The organism is Streptomyces sp. NPDC058157 (assembly GCF_042884105.1).
In the GTDB taxonomy this organism is placed as follows: domain Bacteria; phylum Actinomycetota; class Actinomycetes; order Streptomycetales; family Streptomycetaceae; genus Streptomyces.
The window spans coordinates 23,604-44,585 of sequence record NZ_JBHVUQ010000008.1 but is presented as its reverse complement, the minus strand read 5'-3'; the positions used below and the strand labels follow the sequence as shown (position 1 = coordinate 44,585).

7 protein-coding genes are annotated in these 20,982 nt (G+C 67.0%); 3 read left to right on the top strand and 4 right to left on the bottom strand.

Translation table 11 applies throughout. The annotated features are described in order from the left end of the window. The first annotated feature begins 84 nt into the window (after window positions 1–84). The 3 genes from ACFVXK_RS03825 to ACFVXK_RS03815 all read left to right on the top strand — a co-directional run bounded on the left by ACFVXK_RS03825 (window position 85) and on the right by ACFVXK_RS03815 (window position 3,336). The gene (locus ACFVXK_RS03825; protein WP_389609946.1) at window positions 85–876 is read left to right on the top strand and encodes an aminoglycoside phosphotransferase family protein; all 792 of its coding nucleotides are present in this window, start codon (window positions 85–87) and stop codon (window positions 874–876) included. A 413-nt stretch (window positions 877–1,289) separates the two neighbouring features. Continuing rightward, entirely contained in the window at window positions 1,290–2,090 is an 801-nt protein-coding gene (locus ACFVXK_RS03820; RefSeq protein WP_389609945.1) for a hypothetical protein, read from the top strand. Between the two features lie 193 nt (window positions 2,091–2,283). Then, window positions 2,284–3,336 (top strand): hypothetical protein, encoded by a 1,053-nt coding sequence (locus tag ACFVXK_RS03815; RefSeq protein ID WP_389609944.1) that lies wholly within the window; start codon window positions 2,284–2,286, stop codon window positions 3,334–3,336. Between the two features lie 51 nt (window positions 3,337–3,387). Here ACFVXK_RS03815 and ACFVXK_RS03810 read toward each other — a convergent pair whose 3' ends face one another. The 4 genes from ACFVXK_RS03810 to ACFVXK_RS03795 are packed head-to-tail and all read right to left on the bottom strand — an operon-like array spanning window position 3,388 to window position 20,922. Then, window positions 3,388–5,712: a UvrD-helicase domain-containing protein gene (locus ACFVXK_RS03810; RefSeq protein WP_389609943.1), complete on the bottom strand. Its 2,325-nt coding sequence runs from the start codon at window positions 5,710–5,712 to the stop codon at window positions 3,388–3,390. After that, window positions 5,709–12,434 (bottom strand): DEAD/DEAH box helicase, encoded by a 6,726-nt coding sequence (locus tag ACFVXK_RS03805; RefSeq protein WP_389609942.1) that lies wholly within the window; start codon window positions 12,432–12,434, stop codon window positions 5,709–5,711. Before ACFVXK_RS03805 ends, ACFVXK_RS03810 begins: the two co-directional genes overlap by 4 nt. Further along, complete coding sequence (locus ACFVXK_RS03800) at window positions 12,431–17,917, bottom strand: hypothetical protein (RefSeq protein WP_389609941.1); 5,487 nt, start codon at window positions 17,915–17,917, stop codon at window positions 12,431–12,433. Before ACFVXK_RS03800 ends, ACFVXK_RS03805 begins: the two co-directional genes overlap by 4 nt. Further along, window positions 17,917–20,922 carry an SNF2-related protein gene (locus tag ACFVXK_RS03795; protein ID WP_389609940.1) on the bottom strand — a complete coding sequence of 1,002 codons (3,006 nt, stop codon included), beginning with the start codon at window positions 20,920–20,922 and terminating at the stop codon, window positions 17,917–17,919. The genes ACFVXK_RS03800 and ACFVXK_RS03795 overlap by 1 nt, the downstream gene beginning before the upstream one ends. Window positions 20,923–20,982 lie beyond the last annotated feature (60 nt).

Here is a 20,982-nt window from a genome sequence, read left to right as displayed (position 1 = left end):
CCGGCGCGGCCCGTTTTTTGCGAAGTCCGGACGCCCGCCCGTGCAGCGTCCGGAACTGGGCGTACGTCAGCCGGGTATCAGTTCGTGAAGGCCGTTAACAGTGCCGACTCCTTGCACATCGCGGACTGCTACCGGCGCGAGGCGCTGATCAACACGGCCCTACCCCACGGTGTGCCAGCTCCCCGTCTGCGATGGCATGAGGAGAAGGACGGATGGGTTGTCCTGGGTTTCGACGCCGTCATCGGAGGTCGTATGCCCAGTGAGCCCTGGAAGCCCGAGGAGCTGTCGGCCGCGTTGGATGCATGGGCCGCGACGGCAGAGGCGCTTGCTCACCCGTCCGCTCAACTTCTACAAACCGGACTTCAACCAGTGGGCGACGGAGGAGACTTCGACGATTGGCGCGCCCTCGCCGGAGGCGTCACTGAGCACCGTCTACTGCCGACCTGGACGCCATTTCATCTCTTGGATCAACTGGCCGACCTGGAGGCTGGATGGCGCGAGGCTACCGCGGGCACCGCGGTTCTGCACCATGACCTCCGGCAGGACAACGTCCTGCTCGACACCAGTGGAGCGGCCTGGATCTGCGACTGGAACTGGCCCTGTCTTGGGGCAAGTTGGTTCGACCTTGCGCTGCTTTTGGCAACTGCATTCGCTGATGGGTACGACGCATCGGCGCTTTTCGCCCGCCATCCCACGGCCCAGGCCGTTGAAGCAGAGCAGCTGGACGCCGCCTTGGCCGCCCTTTCCGGCTTCTTCCTCGCTTCCGGAGCCCAGCCGCCTCATGTGTTCGGATCGCCGTTCCTGCGACAGCATCAAACCTGGAGCGGTGAGGTCGTTTTGCGGTGGCTTGCCGCGCGAAAGAAATGGGCGATTTGACATGGGTCCAGTTGCAGCGGTGCGTGCCGTCGCAGAGGAACGTCATCCTGCCGCTCAGGCAGCTCTTCTGGTACAGCATGACCGTCTGGGCCCTGAGCCTCCCTCGACTGGGATGACTGAGCGCGCTTCGCCCTTGAGGTACTGTCGATCCCATACGCGTTGTACGGGACCGTGTAGTCAGGAAGCTGGTCGGCGGGGTGCCAAGCGATGCCGGCGCACCTCTGGAACAGAGTCTGTGTTGCACCCGTGAGCTGATCATCACGCGGACGGTTTGTGAGCCGCGCAAAGGGGTAGCGTCCCTCGGTTTCCCGGCCAGGGGCGCTGCTTGTGTGGGCGGCGCTTGGGCTACCTTTGCGCCCTGCGGTCGCTCCGCGACCTGCGTTGTGCGAGCCGACACGGGGGGACTGCTGAGCATGAAGGAGAACCGCGGCCACCAGGCTGAGAAGGAAGGCCACGAGGATGGGGCGCTGAACGCCCTGGTGCAGGCCCTCACTGCCCGGGGTCATCGTGCCGCCATCACGGCGACCCCGGACCGCGACCCGGATCACCCGCTCACCGTGGAGAGCATCCTCACCGTAGATGGCATCGACTGGGTCGCCGAGCACATGCTGCTCACACGGGACAACCGGCTCCCCTCGGCCACCGCCACCACCACGAAGGCCCTGCAAGGGAAGCTGGAGACCATTGCTGCTGTTCACGGCTGCGCCCTGAACGTTTGTGTACTGCCGCAGCGTCGTGGTGAGGCCCAGGAACGCCCATACTTCGACGAGGTAGAGACCCTCGCCCGGGATGCCGCGGCGACCGGTGCCCAACGGTTTGCAGAGGACGGTTTCACGTCGGTTCAGCCCTTGTGCTGGCCGCCCGGGATGGTGTTTCTGTCGTTCTGGGAAACCATCACTGGCAACCCGAGCCTCGCTGAGCAGATCCGCGAGGGAGCGGGGGCGGCCGTGGAGAAGAAGCTCACCAAGCAGCTGAAAAGCGCCAAGGACGTCGGCTACCCGGTCATGCTCATTCTCGATCAGCACATGGGCCCCAAAGACAAGACAGGGACGGTATTCTCGGTCACCCAGCCAGCGGCCACTGTCCTATCCGCCGTGCAGCCCTACCTCGACAAATACCCTGGAGTCGTGGACCTACTGTGGCTCCGGCCGCCTGGCACCGATGTACTCCAACTTCTCCGAGGGGAACTCCCCACGCCCGAATCCGCTACGTAAGATCGTTGATCTGAGCAGCGTGGCGGCGATGACCTGCGGAAACGAGAGGCGCCCCCCGTTCCCGACCGGAGGCGCCTCTTCCCTACCAGTTGCGTCAGAGCGCTGGGCGACGCTCCAGCCCATGACTTGGTTTCGCCAGCGGTGAGATCATCACTGGTGGGTATGGCGTGATCGTGTTGCGGAGGGGAAGAACGTGGCCAGGGATTCGGCGTTGCGGGGATATCTGCTGGAGGAGTCGCTGGCCTGGCTGTTGCGATTCTCCGGCTACCGGCTCCTGGTGCACGAAGACCAAGATCCCGTGGAGCTCGTAAGTCAAGGTGACACACTCCGGGTCCGGGGGCGTGGTGCACTGCATCAGGTGGACGCGCTGGGCGAGTTCGCGTTCACGCCGGCGTTCTCGATGCCGGTGCGGCTCTTTCTTGAGGCGAAGTTCTACAAGGACCGGGTCGGGCTGGAGATCGTGCGAAACGCGCACGGCGTCGTGCACGACGTGAACGAGAACTTCATGACGCATGCCGGGAGGCGGCCGCGGCAGCGCTACCAGTATTCGTACGCCTTGTTCTCCGCGAACGGATTCACCGCTGAGGCGCAGAAGTACGCGCTTGCCCATCAGCTCTCGTTGGTGGATCTCTCCGGCGCGTCGTTCGCCTGGCTGCTGGGGGCCATTGGTACGACAGCGTGGACATTGGACAAGGCTCAGAAGCACCTGGGGTCGTCCGAGCCGTTCCCGATGACGTGGCTCCGTACCGAGCTGCGAAAGGCGTTGGGTACCGCACCGGACCATCTGCTGCCAGCGGTTCCGGTCGCTGAGGGGAATTTTAAGCAAGAGGCGACCGCGGCTATTGTGAGTTTCGTCGCGGCTATGCAGCAGCGCAGCGACGCTGAGCTGCTGCTCGGGTTTCCGGCGGCCCCGTTCATCCTGCCGCTGGCCGCCGACGATCACCATGCATTCGTGGCGTATGCGGATGCCCAGCCTGACCACGCGGTGCGGATCCGGCGGCGGGGCAGCGGCGGCTCGGCGGAGTGGACCCTGTCGCCGTTGAGTGCGGAGAGCGCGTATGAGCTCGCGTTCAAGCTGCCGGAGCATGTGGAGGACTGGATCAGCGATATCGCCGAGAAGGAGCGGGGCCGCACGCTGGAGGTGAAGGAGCAGTTCCTGTCGGCGATAACGATCTATCGGATGAGCGGCGGTGGGGTGCGCGCCTACCAGCTCCGCTATGAGGCCAGTTCTTTGTCGCGTACGTGATGTCAGTCGAGACGCTGGCCTCCCCGCGGGTGCAGGGAGGCCAGCAGTTGGTTAAATCGGCAGGTAGGGGCTGGGCTTGTCGTGCCAGCTGATCGTGAGTGCATCTCGTGCCCGAGTGGTTGCCACGAAGAGCAAGGAGCGAGCCTTGCGTTGCTCCCGCTCGTAGCGCGGCGGGTCCTCGGCGCGGTAGCGGTCGATTACGTGGGTACGAGGGATGATGCCGTCGCTGGCACCGACGATCGCCAGACGTTGGTACTCCAGGCCCTTGAAGCGGTGCATGGTGCCGACGTGGACTTCGCCGTCCCCCTTGGGACCTTCCTTGGTGAGCTCAGCGCAGGTGATGCCGGCCTTCGTGATCAGGTAGTACATGGTCTGGCTGACCATGTCGCGATCGGCGACGCAAACGGCGATGTGCCCGCTCGGGTCACGCGGAGAGCCGTTCTCGTCGGTCGAGAGTTCGCTGCGCCAGGCGGCGAGGGTGGTGGCGAGGCCGGCGAGTTCGTCGTCCCAGGTGCCGTACGGGGTGAAGGTAGGGGCAGGGCCGTGGAGCACGGACCGGTAGCCCGCGAGGTTGTCGGTGCCGTCATCGAGGTCGTCGTAGCCGCCCTTCAGGGCGGAGTTGCGCGGTTCGACGACGCGCAGCGCGTCGGCGAGGATCTCCTTGGTGGTGCGGTAGCTCAGGGTGAGGCGGGAGGACCGCCCGCGGATGTTGATGCCGAGAGCGCCGAGTGCGACCTGGTGGTCGTAGATGCGCTGGTGGGTATCGCCGGCGATGAACATGTCGTTGGGCAGGTCCGGGTCGGCCATGGCCCGAAGCATCTTCCAATGCGCGGGGCTGAGGTCTTGGGCCTCGTCGACGACGATGTGGCGGTAGCGGAAGCCGAGGTAGCGCATGCCCGAGCTGTTGTCGCGGTGGATGAGGTCCTTGCCGCCGACCTCCTCCTTGTACTCGCGGCGGGCCCGGATCTTCGCGGCACGTTCGATCTCGAAGCGGGCGGCGCGTTCGGAAGCCTGGCCCCAGGTTTCCACGCCGAGCTTGTCGAGACGGGCGGTGAACTGCTCGATCAGCTTCCAGATGTGGTTGCGCTCGGGCCGGGTGAGGGAGCGGCCCCGCCCGGCGCGGCGCGCCTGGAAGTAGGCGGAGCGCGTGGGTACAGACTGGCCGAGGATGACCTGCTCCCACTCTTCGAGCAGGAACTCCGCCTCCCAGCGGCGGTCGTCGAGTTCCGCGAGGAGCTGGCGCATCTCGTTCAGCGCCACGTTGTCGTAGACGCGCTGCCGGCCGCGGCCGGGCGCGGTGTTTTCGCCGAGCACTCGTGCGGCGAGCTGGTCGATGTGGGCGATCTCTACGCGAGCCAGCAGCTCGGGTTCGATGAGCGAGGCGAGGCGCAGCCGCAGGTCGGTGGTGAGGTTCTTCGTGAAGGTGGTGAGCAGGATCGGCTTGTCGTGACCAGGCGGCAGCTGTTCGGCCAGGTGCTTGACCCGGTGCAGAGCAACGATGGTCTTGCCGGTGCCCGGTCCGCCCGAGACGCGGGCAGGGCCGTTGTAGTGACGGTGGACGATGCGCTCCTGGGTGGGGTGGAGGAACACCTTCCAGGCACGGAAGTCGCCTTCGTCGATGGCGGCCTGCACAGCGTCGTCGACGGCGGTGACCTTGGTGCGGGTCAGGGCGGCGGCGAAGTCGCCAAGGTCCGGCTCGTGGCCGAGCTCGACGGGCTGGGTGATCTCCTTGCGGACCTCGTCGATGTCCATGCCGGCGGCCAGGCCGTACAGGACGTCCTTGGACAGCAGGGGGGCGCCCTCGACGAGCTGATCCAGCTCTGTGCTGTCGGTGACCGAGAGGGCCAACTCGATGAGCTGGTCCGCGACACCCAGGTCGCGCAGCTGTTCGGCGGTGTACGCGGCGAGCAGCGTCGGCGTGGCCGGAGGCTCTGCCGGTTCCACGACGGGGGACGGCGCCGGCTCGACGGGTACTTCCGTCTGGTCCGGCTCGGCAGGCGTGAGCGTGATGCCAGCACGGCGCAGGGCGCTGTCGCCGACGACGGCCAGGTCGACGAACTCAATCTCGCCGGTGACGCGGTTGACCGCGACCTGGAGTTCCTCGTAGACATCTCTGCGGTGGCGGACGGCGATGACGAGCCAGCTCTCGGTGCCGTCCGCATCGACACCCGTGGGTGCGAGGAGGGCGCGGTAGGACTGGTTCACGCGGGCGGACCAGATCCGGGAGTCGCCCTTCAGCTTCTTGAGCTTGAACCCGGGAAGGCTGGGGTTCTTTCGGAAGTCGTGGCAGAAGTCGTAGAACTGGGCCTTGACCGAGCGGTCAAGCTTGTACAGCTCCTGTTCGGCCTTGCGGTACAGGCTGAGCCGGGCGGTCATCGGGTGGTGCCTTCCGTGTCGGGGAGCTGTTCGAGCAGCGTGTCGAGGTGGTCGAGCCAGTCGGCGGCCGTGCGTACGGTCCAGCCGTCCTTGGTGTACGCGGCGTCCCGGCGCTGAGCCTCGGGGTCGTCGGCCCCGCAGTGCGCGGTGACCACGGCGATCTTGAGACCGCGGGTCTGCCACGCAAACTCGGCCTGCCAGCCGCTGGCGCCCAGTTCGAATCCGAAGACGGGTGCCTGCTTGCCGCGGTCGGCGAGGGATTCGGCGAGCCGAAGCAGATCGGGCGACGCCTCCGAGTCCTCGCGCAGGATCTCCAGGATGTCCTCGTCCCAAGCGGCGTCCCGGATGATCCGGCGCAGCGCCGCCTCGGCTGCCGAGTCCTCGGCCGGCTCCGGGACGGCGGGCTGGACGGCTGGCTCGACTGCCGGAGTGAGAGCAGCGGCGAGGGACTCGAGCTCGCCGAGTCCACCGCACACAGCGAGTACTTCGACCTCGAAGTCCGCCGCCTTGCTGCCTGCGAGCTGAACCCCGTCGCCTCCGGCGAAGGACAGGAACTGGGTGATGTTGGTCCAGTACAGCCAGGACCGCCATCGCAGCTTGTGTTCGTCCGTGTCGAGGACGGCATCCCTGTCGTCCAAGATGGCCAGTGCGGTCCACCGCAGGTTCTCGAGGTCTGCGGCATCCAGCGTGAACAGGATCGGTAGGCCGTGCTCATCCTGGGTGCGGAAGACGTGGACGGGTCCGATGCCCGTCGCGTCGGGGACGATTGGTTTGTGGTGCTGCTCGCCTGCCCCGAGTACTGCGAGCTGTTCGCGCAGCGCGGTGACGAGCTCGCTGCGCTTGCCTGTCGCGGCGACAGAGGCCGTTGCAGGCACGCCTGTGAGCCCGGTGACCAGCGCTCGTGCCCGGCGCGCCCAACGTGCGGCTTCCGGATCACGCAGGTAGGCGATCAGTGTGTCGATCGGGTTGGCGAAGACGGCCTCGCCGAAGTGGGCACGGTTGCCGCCGTACTGCTCGTACGCCGACTTCGCCCGCTCCTGAGCTGTGCCCCGGTACGGTGGCCACACCGGACGGGTGCGGCCCGGCCGCTGTTCGAACAGGTCGATGTCCGCCCACGTGATCTGGAAGACTAGCTTCCCGTCGGCGCGGAGCCGCGTGCGCTGAGCTGCGTTCTTCGCGATGAGGTTGTGTTCCCGGCTGGCGTGGAACCGGAAACCTTCGAGATAGACGTGGACGCTCTGCGTCGGCCCACCCACGCGCGTGAAGGTGAAGTCGGTTCGTGTGCCTTCGAGCTGGCGTTGGGCGGTGAGCCGCCAGTGCATGACCTCGGAGCCGTCGGTGAACCGCAGGTGGCCGCTGGCATGGCCATCCTCGTCCAGGGCCGCGTCGTCGGCGGCCTTCACCCAGTCCCGCAGCGCGGTCAGGAACCGGGCCTCCAGGTCGGACTCGACTTGAGCGTCCAGTCCGACCAGTCCGGTGTGATCCACATCGCTGACGTCCCAGCCGTCTTCGCCGTCGCCCTTGAACAGCAAGGATTCAAGCATGGTCAGCGCTGCCTGCCGCGAGACCACGTCCTGGAACTGCTCGGGGGTGTAGCGGTGCAGGCATCGATGGCAGGCCCGGCGCTGCTCCTCCGCGCATGGGCACGCCTTGAGCTGCTCGTACGCTCGGGCGAGCGTGTCACGGAAGGCGTTCCGGTCGGTGAGCCGGTCCAGGTAGCCGGTGCCTCCGGGCAGGCTGTCGAACAGCACCAGGAACCAGCGCCGCTCCCCGCTGTCGTTGTCCGGCATAGACGCCACAGTGGTGTCGAGGTGCTGGGGGTCGCCACCGAAGTGCAGGTCCACGCCGAGCCGCAGGGCGGCACGGAACGAGTGCACCTTGGCGTCCACGTCCGCGGTCGCGGCCGGGATGAGGATGCGCAGGGCCTCGGTCTCCAGCTGGTGGGCGAGCAGCACCGGTTCCTGGGTGACGCCGTCCTTCTTGCCGCGCCGCAGTGGGCACCACGGGCGGTGGTGCTTGAGCTGCGGAGCGCGGGCTGCAGCCGAGTCGAGGGCGTCGGTGTCATGGTCGAACACCGGCCGGCCGTCCGAGGTGGCAGCCCCGCAGGCGGTGCACACGTGAAACGGGTTCAGCCGTACCAGGTGCCCGGCAAAGTCGTCCCGGGCCGGAGCGTCGTAGCGGACGGGCCCCACATTGATCCGGCGGATCATGGCGCTGCGGCAGTAGTCGACCCCGAAGGTCTCGCGGTCATGCCGCCAGGAGAGGCCCCGCTCGATCTTTTCGACCGGGATGTCGACCGCGTCCACGACAGTGTAGGAACGGCGGTCGCGGTCGTCCTTGTCGTCGCGGATCCGGGCGTCTTCTCGCTTGTCCCGCGAGGTCACCGTGGCCGGCTCGACGATCTGGAACAGGCAGGAGCCGTCGTCGGCGATCTGGCTCGTCTTGCACCTTGGGCACGGCGAGCGGTCGGTGGCGGCGTCGTCGGTGCGGACGTAGCCGCAGCCCGGGCATACGCGCCACGTCCGCCACTCCTGCCGCCCGCCGGTGGACAGCTCCAGACCGGTGATCTCGTGCCGGTAGCCGTTGACGTAGAAGGTATTGCCCGGCGCCAGCTCCTGGAGGGCGAAGCGGCGGGGCCGCTCGTAGGAGAGGGTCTCGGAGGTGTACAGGACCTTCCCGGTCTTCGGGTCGATGCCGTCTTCCCCGTACAGGGTTGCCGACAGCGTGGTTGTCGAGTCGATCAGCGCGTAGTTCGGCAGCAGGCCCAGGTCGCAGAGCGCGCCTTGCGCCGAGGTCTCGCCCAGGTGGAGCAGTCGCTTGCCCACCCCGCGGCGCTCGGCGTCCAGCTCAGCCTTCTGGCGGGCCTGGTCCGGATCGGACTCGTGCAGATCGCCATGGGCCTCGTCGATCTGCCGTAGGCGAGCCCGCAGGGCGTCCTCTGCTCGCCGCCACTCCCGCTCCGCCTCCTCCACCTTGCTGCGCAGCCCGTGGGTTGCGTACTCCGCCAGGTCGGCCTTGGCCTGGTCGTTGACTCCGGTGGGGAACAGTCGCAGGAATCCCTTGACCAGCTCCGCGCCCTGGTCGATGGCCAGCTCCACCAGGTCGTTCAGGTAGCCGGACGGCCCGAACAGGCGAGGTGCCTTGTGCGGCAGCGCGCGCAGGACGATGCCGTCCGCCCGGACGAGGCGGCCGGCGGCAGCCAGATCCAGGAGGTGGGCCAGGTATTGCCGGCGCAGGATCTCGATGGCGGAGAGGTGGCAGCCGGGCGGCACGATGGTGCCGGCGATCAGGTCCTTCGGGCGTTCCAGGAAGTACAGGTCGCGGCGGCGCCGATCCGGGATGGTCAGTAGGAAGGCGTTGCCGGTGCGGCGCCCGGCCCGGCCAACCTGCTGGGCGTACGAGGCGGGACGGCGCGGCAGCGCGGCCAGCACCACTGCTGACAGGTCACCGATGTCGATACCCATCTCCAGCGTGGGGGTGCACGAGAGCACGTTGGGGTCCTTGAATCCGCCGCCGCGCTTGAACGCCTCCTCGACCTTCTCCCGCTGCTGGCGCTTGAGCATGCCGGTGTGCTCCGCCGTGACCACCTGGTACGTGCCCGCGCCGCGGTACAGGCGCCGGTAGTAGTCGTGCGTGTAGTCGCGGTCGCGGTGGTGTATCCCCAGGCCCTCGGGTCGGTCGCCGGCCACCAGGCGGCCCGTTCGGCACCGGTAGGAGGGGCAGGGCTGGTCGTGCCACTGGTCTAGCAGAGACGGGTGGACCGTCTGCTCCCAGAAGCACACCGGACAGCGCACATACGAGGACCGCACCTGATCGTCGTCCAGGAGTTGGGCGACGATGCTGCCGGGCTTGAGCCCGTAGACCCGCACCGACGTGTCGTTCGGGGTGCGGACCGACACCAGGCCCATCGAGGCCAGTTCGGGCAGCAGCCGACTCCACAGCTCGGGCGCCAGCTCACGCGGCAGCTCCAGGCACCGCCCGGCCCACCGCTCGTACCAGGACAACCGTCCGGTCGCGAAGTCGAACTCGCTTCCGTTTTTGGTCTGCCCGAGCAGGAACACCGGGGCGGCGATCCCCTTGGGGAACGCACGCATGCCCGGCTCGCGCTTGCCCCAGATGTAGTACCTGCTGGTGCCCGCCTCGTCGATGTACTTGTTCAGCCACTGGTGGGCGACCGCACCACGGGTCCGCAACCGCTCGAGGAAGATACGTACGAACGCCAGGTACCGGGCGTCGTCCTGCGGCACGAGGGGCAGGCCGTCGCGTACACACTCCTCGTGGAGCTGCTTGACCAGTGCGATCACAGCTGCCGGATCGTCGATGCGGACCTGCGCGGCGGCGGTCCGGGTCAGCTCCAGCGTACGGCCGTTGCGCGACCGGAATCCGAACTCCATCAGGGTCTCGAAGGCGAGGCGTTGGCCGATGAGCCGCCAGGTCTTCAGGTCCCCGCCGCGGCCCTGTCCGGACAGCAGCCTGTCCACGCCCTTGAACCCGTGCAGGTCCGGTGGCACCACCGCGGAGAGGGTGTCCTTGTCCGTAGTCGCTTCGACCACGTTCGCGATCACGTCGTTGAGCGCGGTGGGCTCGTCATGCCGCAGATGGCCCGCCAGGAGAGCGCGGAGAGAGAAGGTGAACGAGCGGTTCGCCACGAACCCGGCTCGGTGGGCGGCATCCTGCACCGAGTCGTTGAACATCAGGGTCTTGTCCTCGTGGAGCTCCTCGTTGAGCTCCCCGCCGGTGAACAGCTGCGTGATCGACGCAGCAGCCATCGCAGCCGCACCAGTGCCGAGGTAGCGGATAGCGTTGCGCTCGCCGCACGCCGGACACCAGTCCTCCTTGGCCGCGGTGTTCGCCGTCTCCCCAAAGTTCACCAGCACGAAGGCCGAGTCACGGGCAGTGACCCGCGGCTCCTTGGTGTCCCGGTCGTAGTCGTTGAGGGGGTCGGGCAGCCGCAGCCGCTTTCGGGTGCCGTCCAGCACCATCAACGTTCCGCCTGCCCCCTGCGACGCTACCGAGCCGGTCTTGCCGCTGGTCGCCGTCATGAGCGCAGCGCCGGAACCCTCACGAGCCTCCCGGTCGGTCGCAGCGATCAGGTTCCGTACTCGCGCCTTGTCTTGCCCGAGGGACGACCGGCGGATCTTGTACGTGTCGAACTGGACGTCGTGGTCATCGCTCTCGGGCGAGAACACCGCCCAGCCCGACCGTCCGCAGTCACGGCAGTAGACCGCCGGCAAAAACAGGTTGGCGCTTTGGCCAGAAGTGGCCGTTGTCACCGGAGCCGTACGCCCGCTGTCCGCCGCACTCGCATCCGCCATGCCCGCCGCATCCCAGCGGAACTCAGCCTTGGGCCAGGGCAGCACACCGCGCAGAAGACGAGACACCGAACGCGCCCATTGGTGCACCTCGACCTGCACGAACGGCCGAGGCTCGGAAGGCGTGGACTCCGGATCGCGCGCGTGCGACAGCAGCGCGACAAACCGTGCCAGCGCCTCGGCGGCCTTCTCAGGCTGACGAGCCACCGCCTGCGACCAGCCGGCCGCACCGGCCCGCCACATCACATCCAGCACCTCGGCGCTGGTCTTCACCTCACCACTGAGCGCCTGCATCACCGCGCGGGTGAACAGGTGCCGCTTGAGGTTGGCACCGAGCACGAACGGATCGAGGTCACGGACATCCGTCACCTTCTCGATCAGGTCAAGCAGCGCCTCGTCGCCGGCAGTCGGGTCAGGCAGCGCCAACAGCTCGTCGGGGGTCGGCATCGGCTGCATGGTCACTTCGGTGAGAGGAGCGAACTCGTCCACCGACAGCCGGTTTTCCCCGACGATCGACTCCGCGGTGAACTGGGTGCCGAAGACGTGCGTCGCCACCTCCAGCAGCTGGCCCACTCCGTCCTCGTCCGTCCCCGAAGCGAGCGTCGCCGACGTCGCCACTGGACAGATCTTCCCCAGCGGCCGCCCCTCCTCCGACGCGCCGACGGCCGCCGCGAGCCGGCGCAGTAGCATCCCGACGTCCGTCCCCTGCGCGCCGTCGTAGGTGTGGAACTCGTCCACGACGACGTACTGGATATCCGACTCCCGCCACAGCGGCGCATCATCGGCACGCTGGAGCAGCAGGTCCAGCATTTTGTAGTTCGTGATCAGTACGTCCGGGGGCGACATCTGCATGTCTGAACGCCGCGTGCGCACCTTCTCGTACTGCGTCGCGGCCCGCTCGCCGATGTACAGCCCAGCCGACAGCTTTCCGAGCTCGGCGTTCTGCGTGAGCAGGTCGTTGATGCGCTGCGCCTGATCGGTGGCGAGGGCGTTCATCGGATACAGGAAGACCGCCTTGACGCCGGTCTTCCCCGCCTCGCGCTCCCGTCGGCAATGATCGAGCACCGGGTACAGGAACGACTCCGTCTTGCCGGAACCGGTGCCGGTTGTGACCAGCGTCGGCTGCGGCGTGTGCCCGTGCGCGGAAGTCAGCCGTGCGAAGGCGACGGCCTGGTGCGCGTACGGCCTGAACCCCTCCCGCTGCCATTCGAGATGCCGGCGCCAGTCCTCACCGGCCACGGTGAAGGGCGTTCTGATCCGCAGGTACGGCCCTCGGAACATCCCAGAGGTCTCGTCCCCGAGGAACCGGTGCAGGGCCTCGCGCGCGCCCTCGTCGGTCAGCGCGTAGGTGGTCGACAGGTACTGCAGCAGGCTCTCCTTGAGCCCCCGCGCCTGGAGCGTCGGCCTCATGACTGCGGCACCTCCTGCTTGACCGGATCCCATTCACCACGTGCCACGGCCTCATCCAGTCGCTTCTGGAACACGGCATGCGCCGCCCGCATCTCGGCCTCACGGTCCGCCTTGTGGAAGGGCGCGGTGTAGCCATCCGGCACTGGGGCCTTGGCGGGGTCGGCCCGGTACGCCTCGAACTGCGCCCAACTCTCCTTCGTCTGGCGCTGACCGATCGTGCGGGCATTGCCCGCAATCTTCCAGCCCTCGGAGTCGAACCAGGTCACGGCCTCGTACTTCTGGAGCACGGGGAAGCGGCCCCGGTACGCCGCGATGAGCGCGTCGGCATCCATGCCGAGCCATACGGCGACCAAGGCGTCGATCTCTACCAGGGCAGACCGGCGGGCTCGCTCGCTGCGGAGGGGTGTCTCGCGACGCCAGTCTGGGGACACATCGTGCAGCGGCTGAAGCCCAGGCCACTCGCCAGCCCACGGCTCGTAGGCGGGCCAGGTCGGGTCGTACAGCGTCGCCCAGAGATCCGCGTAGGCGCGGGTGAGACAGTTGAGCCGCAAGGTGCGGAGGAGGAGGGCCGAGGCAAGGGGATGAGTAGGGGTGGGAGCGGGCATGACTCTAGCGCCCTTGACCTGAAGGTCGCCCCGACCGGTTGCCCGGAGAAAATAGTCGAGCGGAAGCGAGGCCCAGAATCCGCTGACTAGCGCAGTGAGATGGAGATCCGGCATGGCAAGACTGTGCACGGCGTGAATGTGTGTTGTGCCTGGTGGTACGAGAGCGGCGTAGAGCGCACGCTCAGTGTTTGGGGCAATCATCTTGCGCCATGCAAGACGGTGAAAAGTGGCGTACCTGCGCTGAGCTCTCTCCACCAGCACGCCGTCGATCTGCGCTGGAGTCGCCTGCCCTTCCGGGATCTGATACGCCTGAGCGACCGTCTTCCGTGCACGGCGGATCGCAGTGTCGCAAGTACGCAGGCGCGTAAGGGCCTGATGGTCGGTCCACCGTTCCTGCTCGGAGAGGTAGGCACGGTTCCTGCCCTTCGCCCGTACGTAGGCGGTGTCGGGCACGAAGTCGTCAGCGAGAGCTACGAGATCAGCGCCGTATGCGTCGTTGCTGTTGGCGTCGTGCCGCTTGAACACGGGGGTAGCCACGCTAAGTTGCGTGCCCTTAAGTACTACATGTCGCCAGCGGTTCGGCTGGTACTCTCTGCCGGTGTTCGGGTCGGGTCGGTTGTAATCGATGAGGTTGTCCTTCTTGGCGCCGCTCTCGTGGTATCCCGAGGAGATCCGCGCAGCCGAACCAAGTCGCACCGGATAGTCAGCCAGCGCCTGGATCGCTGCCGATTCCCCAGTACTGACGGGAAACAGGAGACGGGCCTGCTCGATGGGCTGGCCGGTTTCGTTCAGCAGGCGCTGCCAAACAGACAGTTGCTGTGTGTCGACTCGAATTACACGGGCTCTGTGAGGACGCTCATCGAACTCACCGTTGCGGTATCGGACCCCCGGCACCTCGCCGGAACCGTCGTGCTCGGCCGAATGCCGCAGGGCGTCTGTTGAGACCAGCCACGAAAGATGATCGAAGGCGATTTCCTTAGGCTGGCCGTAGACGTGCACGCCAAAGTGAGCTGTGTGGCCAACCGGCTCGGGGAAGAAACGCTGTCCAGCGTTGACGAAGTCTCCGTGCACGCGCAGACGGCCGTATGCCGCCTCGCGGAGGTTTCCTTCATTATCTCCCGTAAAATGGGTGTCCGGGTGAACCATCCCGGCAGTGCCTCGCAGTGAGGAATGCGCCCAAACTTGGGACATGAATGCCCGGTAGAGATCTGGCTGGGTTCCTGTCAGCAATGGGTACATCTGTGGCGAACCGAAAACGGCGACCTGGGCGGTTGTATTCGTCAGCTCGCCGACCACGTAATGATGAGCCTCGGCGGACTCAAGAACCTTCTGGCGGCGTCGCTCCTTCTCGGCCACGGACGCTTTTTCCTGCAGCTCGAACCACGGCTCGTGCTCGGCAAGCACCGCAGACTCGTTCCACCGAGGGCGCACCCACGGAGGATTTCCGACCTGGAGGTCGAAGCCGCCGGTGCGCGCGAAGACGAGGGCGTACTCCAGCTCCCAGTGCAGGAAGCCCTGCTCCTCGGCGATGTCCCGCGTCTCCCGGAGCCACGGGAAGCGGTCCTCCGGATTGCCGGCGTCCATGCCCATGAAGCCGGGGAGCGTTTCCTCGTAACTCTTGAGTTCCTCCAGACTCGTGAAGCGGTCGATGAGCGTGCCTTCAGGCACGTCGGACGTGCCCAGCATGGCCTCCAGGAATTCCAACCAGTCCTCGAGGTCTTGAAGCGGGACGATGGATCGTCGTGTGGGCGTGCTCGATTTGGGCGCTGCGGGCTTTCCTCCGCCCTTGGCCTTGACTTCCTGCACCTCCACGATCGCGTTGTCCGCTGTCAGCTCGAGGTCCGCGAGGCTGGTCTGCTCGGGGCCGAGCGAAAAGAGTGCCGTCGCCTCGACAAAGCGTGGCCCGGAGCTTCCGGGTGGGGCCTGTGCTCCCGGTGTGTCCGCTGGGGCCGGCGGTTCCATGGGGAGCGGTGCGCCCTCGAGCACCCTGGTCAGGCCGTCTACCTCCGTGACCGCAGAGTGCACCGCGTACTCGCTCGCCGTGCCGTCCAGTAGGCCAGCCTTGTCGGCAGGCCAGAACCACAGGGCGCACCAGGCGTCCATGATCTTCTTCAGTCGCCAGTAGGGGGTGTCCGCGGCGTTGAAGAGATCTTCGAGGACCTTCTCCTTGGGCATGGCGTGCTTGGGGCGTTGGAGGAAGCCGTACTCCGGGTCGTCGGGGAAGGCGCCCCACACGTCGATGCGGCGTGCGATGGCTTGCTCAGAGAGCTCCATGCGCTTGGCGACCAGTGTCCAGAGGAACTCCGCCCGCCGGGCAGCATCACGCAGCCGGGTGAACTGTGACGGCGCTTCCGGCTTCGGCTCCTTGGTCTTGGGGTTGAGCTTGGGGCTGCCGTCCTTGTTGAGGTGGGCGGTGCTGCGTTTCGGTCGCTGGAGGATGCCCTTCTTCCAGGCTGCGAGATTCTCGACGTCCTCCTTCGCGAGCTCCTTCGCTTCCTTCGAGCTTGCGACCGCCGCCCACCCGGGGCTCGGCAGAAGGAACTGATGCACCGCGTCCTGGGGGAGGGGCTGGGGCTTGCCGTCGTCGAGGAACGGAAGCGGCGTCGGGGCCAAAGCTCCCTTGGCCTTGAGCCATTCCTTGTCGGTGACGTCGTCCGCCGGGAATACCGCTCGCCGTGCGCCGATCAGCGAATTGCCGCGCCGCAGGTGCAGGCCGAACCACGGCGCCCGCATGCCTGGATGCATGGTGTTCAGCCAGAGTGACACCTCGGCGAGCTCGACGCCCGTGCGGTTGAGGTCGACACCGTACGCGTTGTGGAGGGCGATGTATGCCTTGACCTTCTGCTTCTCGGCGAGGGCGTCGGCAGTCGGGATGCTTGTGCGGCGCTCTTCCTGGCGACGCCGCAGGTACTCCTCGGCCACTTGGTTGATGGCCTCGTTGAGGAAGGCTCCGGAGCCGAGAGCCGGCTCGCAGATCTTGTACTTGAGTAGCTCGGCGGCCCTCGTCTTGACCACGTTGCCGTCGGCGTCACGTTCCTGGTCCAGACGGTGCTTGAGCGTGAGCTCTACCGTGACCTGCCTCAGGGATTCGGGTGTGTAGTACGAGGCGGAAGTCTCCCGGTCACGGCCGGCGAGGCGGTAGACGAAGGAACCCTTCTCGTACTTCTTGACTCCCCGCAGGTTCTTGCGGGCGTCTTCCTCGCCGTAGTGGACCAGGGTCTTGTCCGGGTACTGGTCCTGCTTTCGAGAGGGGATCAGCCAAGAGCCCTTCTCCGGGTCACCGCCCTTGGCGACCTCGCACAGTTCCTCCTCGGCGATTCTGCCCGTGTAGGACATCAGGCCTTCGTAGACAGAGCCGAGCTGGTCGATGCCGAGATTGCGGTACGAGATGAAGCCTCCGCGCTCGCCACGCTTGCCCCTCTTCATCGTGAGCAGGCGGAGCACCTCGTGCAGGGCGGAGTTCCGCAGACGCAGGTCGAGCCAGCGTGGGTCGCTGTCCTCATCGCTGCGGGGGTCGACGAGGTTTCGGCCGATGAGTCGGACGGCTGAGGGCTCGAAGAGTTCGCTGCGCAGGGGTTCGAAGCGCAGGCCACGGTCCTCACTGCGGCGGGCGGCCTTTGCCCTGAGGGTCTCTGCGTCGTCGCCGGGCTGATCGTCGTCGTCCTCGGTGCCGTACGCCCGGTGGCCGAAGTTGACCTTGTTGAAGAGAACGCTCAGGGATTCGTACAGGTGGAAGCCGTTGCGGGCCTCTTCCTCGACGAGCTCCTCGTCGCGCTCGACGAGCTCACGCAGGCGGGCCATGGAGTAGCCGGCCTCGTAGCTGCCGTCGTCGGCAGGGAGAATGCCCAGCTCGGGTCGAGCCTCGGCGTAGAGGAGGAACAGGATCCGGTAGAGGTAGCGAAGGCTCTCGCGGGTGAGTTCCCGGGCAAAGGGGACCTTCGGGCTTTCGATGTCGGCTGGGGTGACGTCGTTCTTCGGCTCGGCCATCCGCTGAAGCACTTCGTTGGCGATGATCTCGACCGAGCGCTGAAGACCGTGGCGAACGTCGCCGGAGACGCCGGCAGCGTTGGCGCTGGAAGACTTCAGCAGCGCGTCGATGGCCCGGCTTTGGTCGTTCTCGCCGGGACGGAGCATCTCCAGGCTGAACAAGGCGGCGATGGTCGCGAGCTCGCCCTGCTGGCTACGGTCGTTGCGTTCCAGCGCCGCGTCGAGGTTGACCGCTAGGTAGCGGCCCTCATTGAAGGACTGCCGGTCGGCCAGGACGAAGACACCGCCGCACAGCAGCAGTACGAAGCGGGGACGGGGCCCTCCAGCTTCCCCGAGCTCGCTCTGGAAAAGCCAGGAGGCCAGGGCCGGGCCGGTCTCGAACGTCTCGCTCGCGCTCACCCGGAGAGGGGACAGCAGGCGGCCAGCGCCGTCGGCATCGAGGGCGGCGTCGTTGTCGGAGGCCCAGCCGCAGTCCAGGGCGACGATGCCGTGGCCGTGGTACGCCGCAGTCAGAGTGTGATCACGTCCTGCACGGTGGACCGCGACCTCGGTAGGCGTGGACTCGAAGCCGAGGGCGCCCAGGACTGTCTGGTGCCACTCCGCGAGTCGCTTGCGCCACTCAGCCTTGTTGTGGGTGTTCAACCGGGCTTCGTCGCCGGCGTCACGGTCGGCGGTATCGGCGAAGTATCCGCGTACGTCTTCTGCCAGGTAGGTGCCGCGCAGGCCGCGCAGCATCTCGCGGGGCGTGCGGCGAGGGTCCTTTTCGTCACCTTCGCGCAGGGCCCAGGTGGTGAATAGGCCCTTCTTGAGGTCGGTGCCGAGCTGTTCGGCGAAGTAGTGCGCGGACAGGTACTCGCCGCGGTTGCTGAAGGAGTCGAAGTCGGTGCTCATCAGGCGGTGCCTCCTTCAGTGGCGTTGAGCGGTTCGAGGACGGCGAGCAACCGCAGCATGGGCTCGCCCGTGGTCTCCAGGGACTTGATCAGCTTCAGCCGGCGGCTGGCGCTGAGATTGACCCCGCGCTTGCCCGTGCCGTCCGCGGAGAAGATGGCTTCCTGCTGCCAGTGGACGACCCGCTTGCGGTACGGGGCGAGGGTCTCCTCGATCTGTCGGCGGTAGCCGTCCCTGAGCTTCACGAGGTGCCGTTCCGCTTCCTCGATGGCATTGGGTACGAGTGCAGTGAGGCCGTCGATGTCGAGCGGCATGGACCGGCCGGGCATGGAGGGGCCCACGCCGTACTGCTCCAGTACGTCAGCGGTCAGGGACGTAACCTCGGGCGCGCCAGGGAGACCGTGAACGGCCATCCACTCGACGAGGGTCGGGCGACCCAGCGCGTTGGAGCAGATGCCCTGGACCAGGAAGGTCGGGGTGTCCACGGCGGCGGCGAGTACCGGGGCCTGGTGCCGGCCGACTTCCACGAGCACCTTGTCGGTCAGCCAGTCCATGACCGGATGGACGTCGGTGACGTAGGAGACGTTCGGCCACTGGGACTTGGAGGACTCCCGTGCCGCCTTCAGCCGTGAGGCCGCGAGGTCCTTGGAGAAGGTGATCCGCATACGGCCCGGCTCGTTCTTCCTGGGCATGATCTGCTGCTCGTCCAGGTAGGACTTGGGCAGCGCCTTGAGCCGGTACAGCAGGTCGCGCGGAGGTTCGAACGCGATGGTGCCGTCGTCGTCGCGGCGCAGGGACAGCTGGTCCTCGGGGTTCGGGCGGCAGACCTGGCGGAGCGCCTCGTCGAAGTAGCTGGCGGTGGAGTCGAAGAGGCTGGGGACGTTCGCACGCCGGATCTCGGGGTGTTCCGGCACGGCGCCGACCTGCCCGAGGAGACCGGCGAGAAATGCGGCACCTCCCTGCTGGGACTGCTTGAGCGACTCCTCGACGGTCCGGCCGGCGATCAGGTCCTGGGTCAGGCGGTTCTCTTCCTCCTTGGCCCGGTACAAGCCGGTGACCGCCTCTGCCGACCCCTCGATCTTGTGTGCCTCCTCCTCGCGCTTGAGGAGCTTCTCGCCCACCAGCCGGTCGTCCAAGGTGCGCGGCTGGCCAGTCGCGTCGTCCGTACGCCACGGGACGTCGCTGGTGAGGATGAGTGCCCGGAACTGCGGCTGGTGCTCCTGCCCGTAGCGGTCGATGCGGCCGTTGCGCTGCTCGATCCGGATCAGGGACCAGGGCAGGTCGAAGTGGATCAGCCTGTGGCACTGCTGGTGCAGGTTGACGCCCTCGGAGGCGACGTCACCGGTGAACAGGATGCGGACCGGATCGTCGCGCAGCCCGAACTTCTCGACGATGGCCTGCTGCTCTTCGTCGCTGGTGGACTCACCATGCATGACCTGCACCGCGCCGCCGAACGCCAGCCAGGGCTTGTTCGCGTCCGTATTGGCGCCTCGCGGGAAGCCAAGGATGGCCGGGACTGCCTGGGCCAGCCACTTCAACGTGGGGATGCGTTCGGAGAAGACCACCACGCGGGTGTCCGAGCCCGGTCCGACCCCCATCGTCCGCAGCTCGTCCACCAGCGCGGTCAGCTTCGCGGAATCCTCGTCCTGGATCTGCTCGGCCAGGGTCCGCAGGTCCAGCAGAGCGGCGAGTTCCGCCTGTCGTGCGGCTTCCCGGGCACCGTCCTGCGGTGCGTCCAGGGTCTTCAGGCGCGTCTTGACCGTTTCCAGCAGGGCCCGGTGCGAGGACAGAAAGGACTTCAGCAGCTGGTACGGCACGAGCTGGTGCCGACTGGCCGAGGGATGGTCCGCATCGCCTGGAATCCAGCGGGTGGCCAGCTCCTGGAAGACAGCCAGCTCCTTCTCGCCGGCCTGCACGTGGATTGGCTGCGAGGGCCCGCGGTCGGCCCAGGCCCCCTTCAACGAGTCGCGCACCTCGGCGGAGGTCTTCGTGCGCCGGATGTACAGGTGGCCGAGGTCTTCCACTTCGTAGGCGGAGGGGTTCGCGATGGCGGCTTCGTCCAGCATCATGACCAGCTCGGCGAAGGATTCGGCGCGGCCGTTGTGGGGTGTGGCCGAGGCCAGCACCAAGGCGTCGGTCTTGCGGGCGAGCAGGCGGGCGAGCTCGTTGTTCTTCGTGCCGCGGTTGACCAGGTTGTGGGACTCGTCGATGACGACGGCGTCCCAGTCGGCGTGCTCCAGGTGGTGTGCGTAGACGGCGCTCTTGAGGGTGTCCACGGAGATGATCGCGCGCTTGAAGTAAGCGAACGGGTTGCGGCCGGCGGGGATGTCCTGCTGGATGCGCTGGATGCCCGTCGAGTCCAGGCGTACGAGCGGGATGGCGAAACGGGTCCACAGTTCGCGCTGGAACTGCTCCAGCACGTGCTGCGGGGTCACGACCAGGATCCGTTCGCCGCGGCCGCGGCGAATCAGCTCGGCCAGGAGCACCCCGATCTCCAGGGTCTTGCCGAGGCCCACCACGTCCGCGATCAAGATGCGCGGCTGCGGGTTCTTCATCGACAGCGCGAGTTCGGCCGGACGGAGCTGATGCACCTGCTGGTCCATGAGGAAGCCGTCGGCCAGCGCCAGCCCGTGCTCGGTCTGCGGCAGGAACGTCTTGCGGATCACGGACTCGAGGAACAGCCTGCCGCGTCGGTGGTTGGGAGAGTCGTCCGGGACGAGCCGCGTCTCGCGCGGGTCCAGGACCTGGATGTCGTCGAGCCGGCTGTAGAAGACGGCGTCGGTGCCGCGGACGAACGAGGAGATGCCGGTGACCTCGACCATCCACCCGTCGAGCTTGGTGTCCTTGCAGTTGCGGACGAGCCACAGTTCGTCACGGATCAGTACCTGAGCTCCCGGAGCGTAGCCGGACGAGGCAGGACCTGTCGGCCGGTCCGGAGCATCGTCGGGCCTCCAGGCGTCCCACACTGCATCGCCCTGGCCGCCCACGGCTTCCGCCTCGACGCTCAACGTCCGCTCCGATCCTCTACTAGCGGCCCAGACCGCCGCACACACCCCAATGGGCTGCAT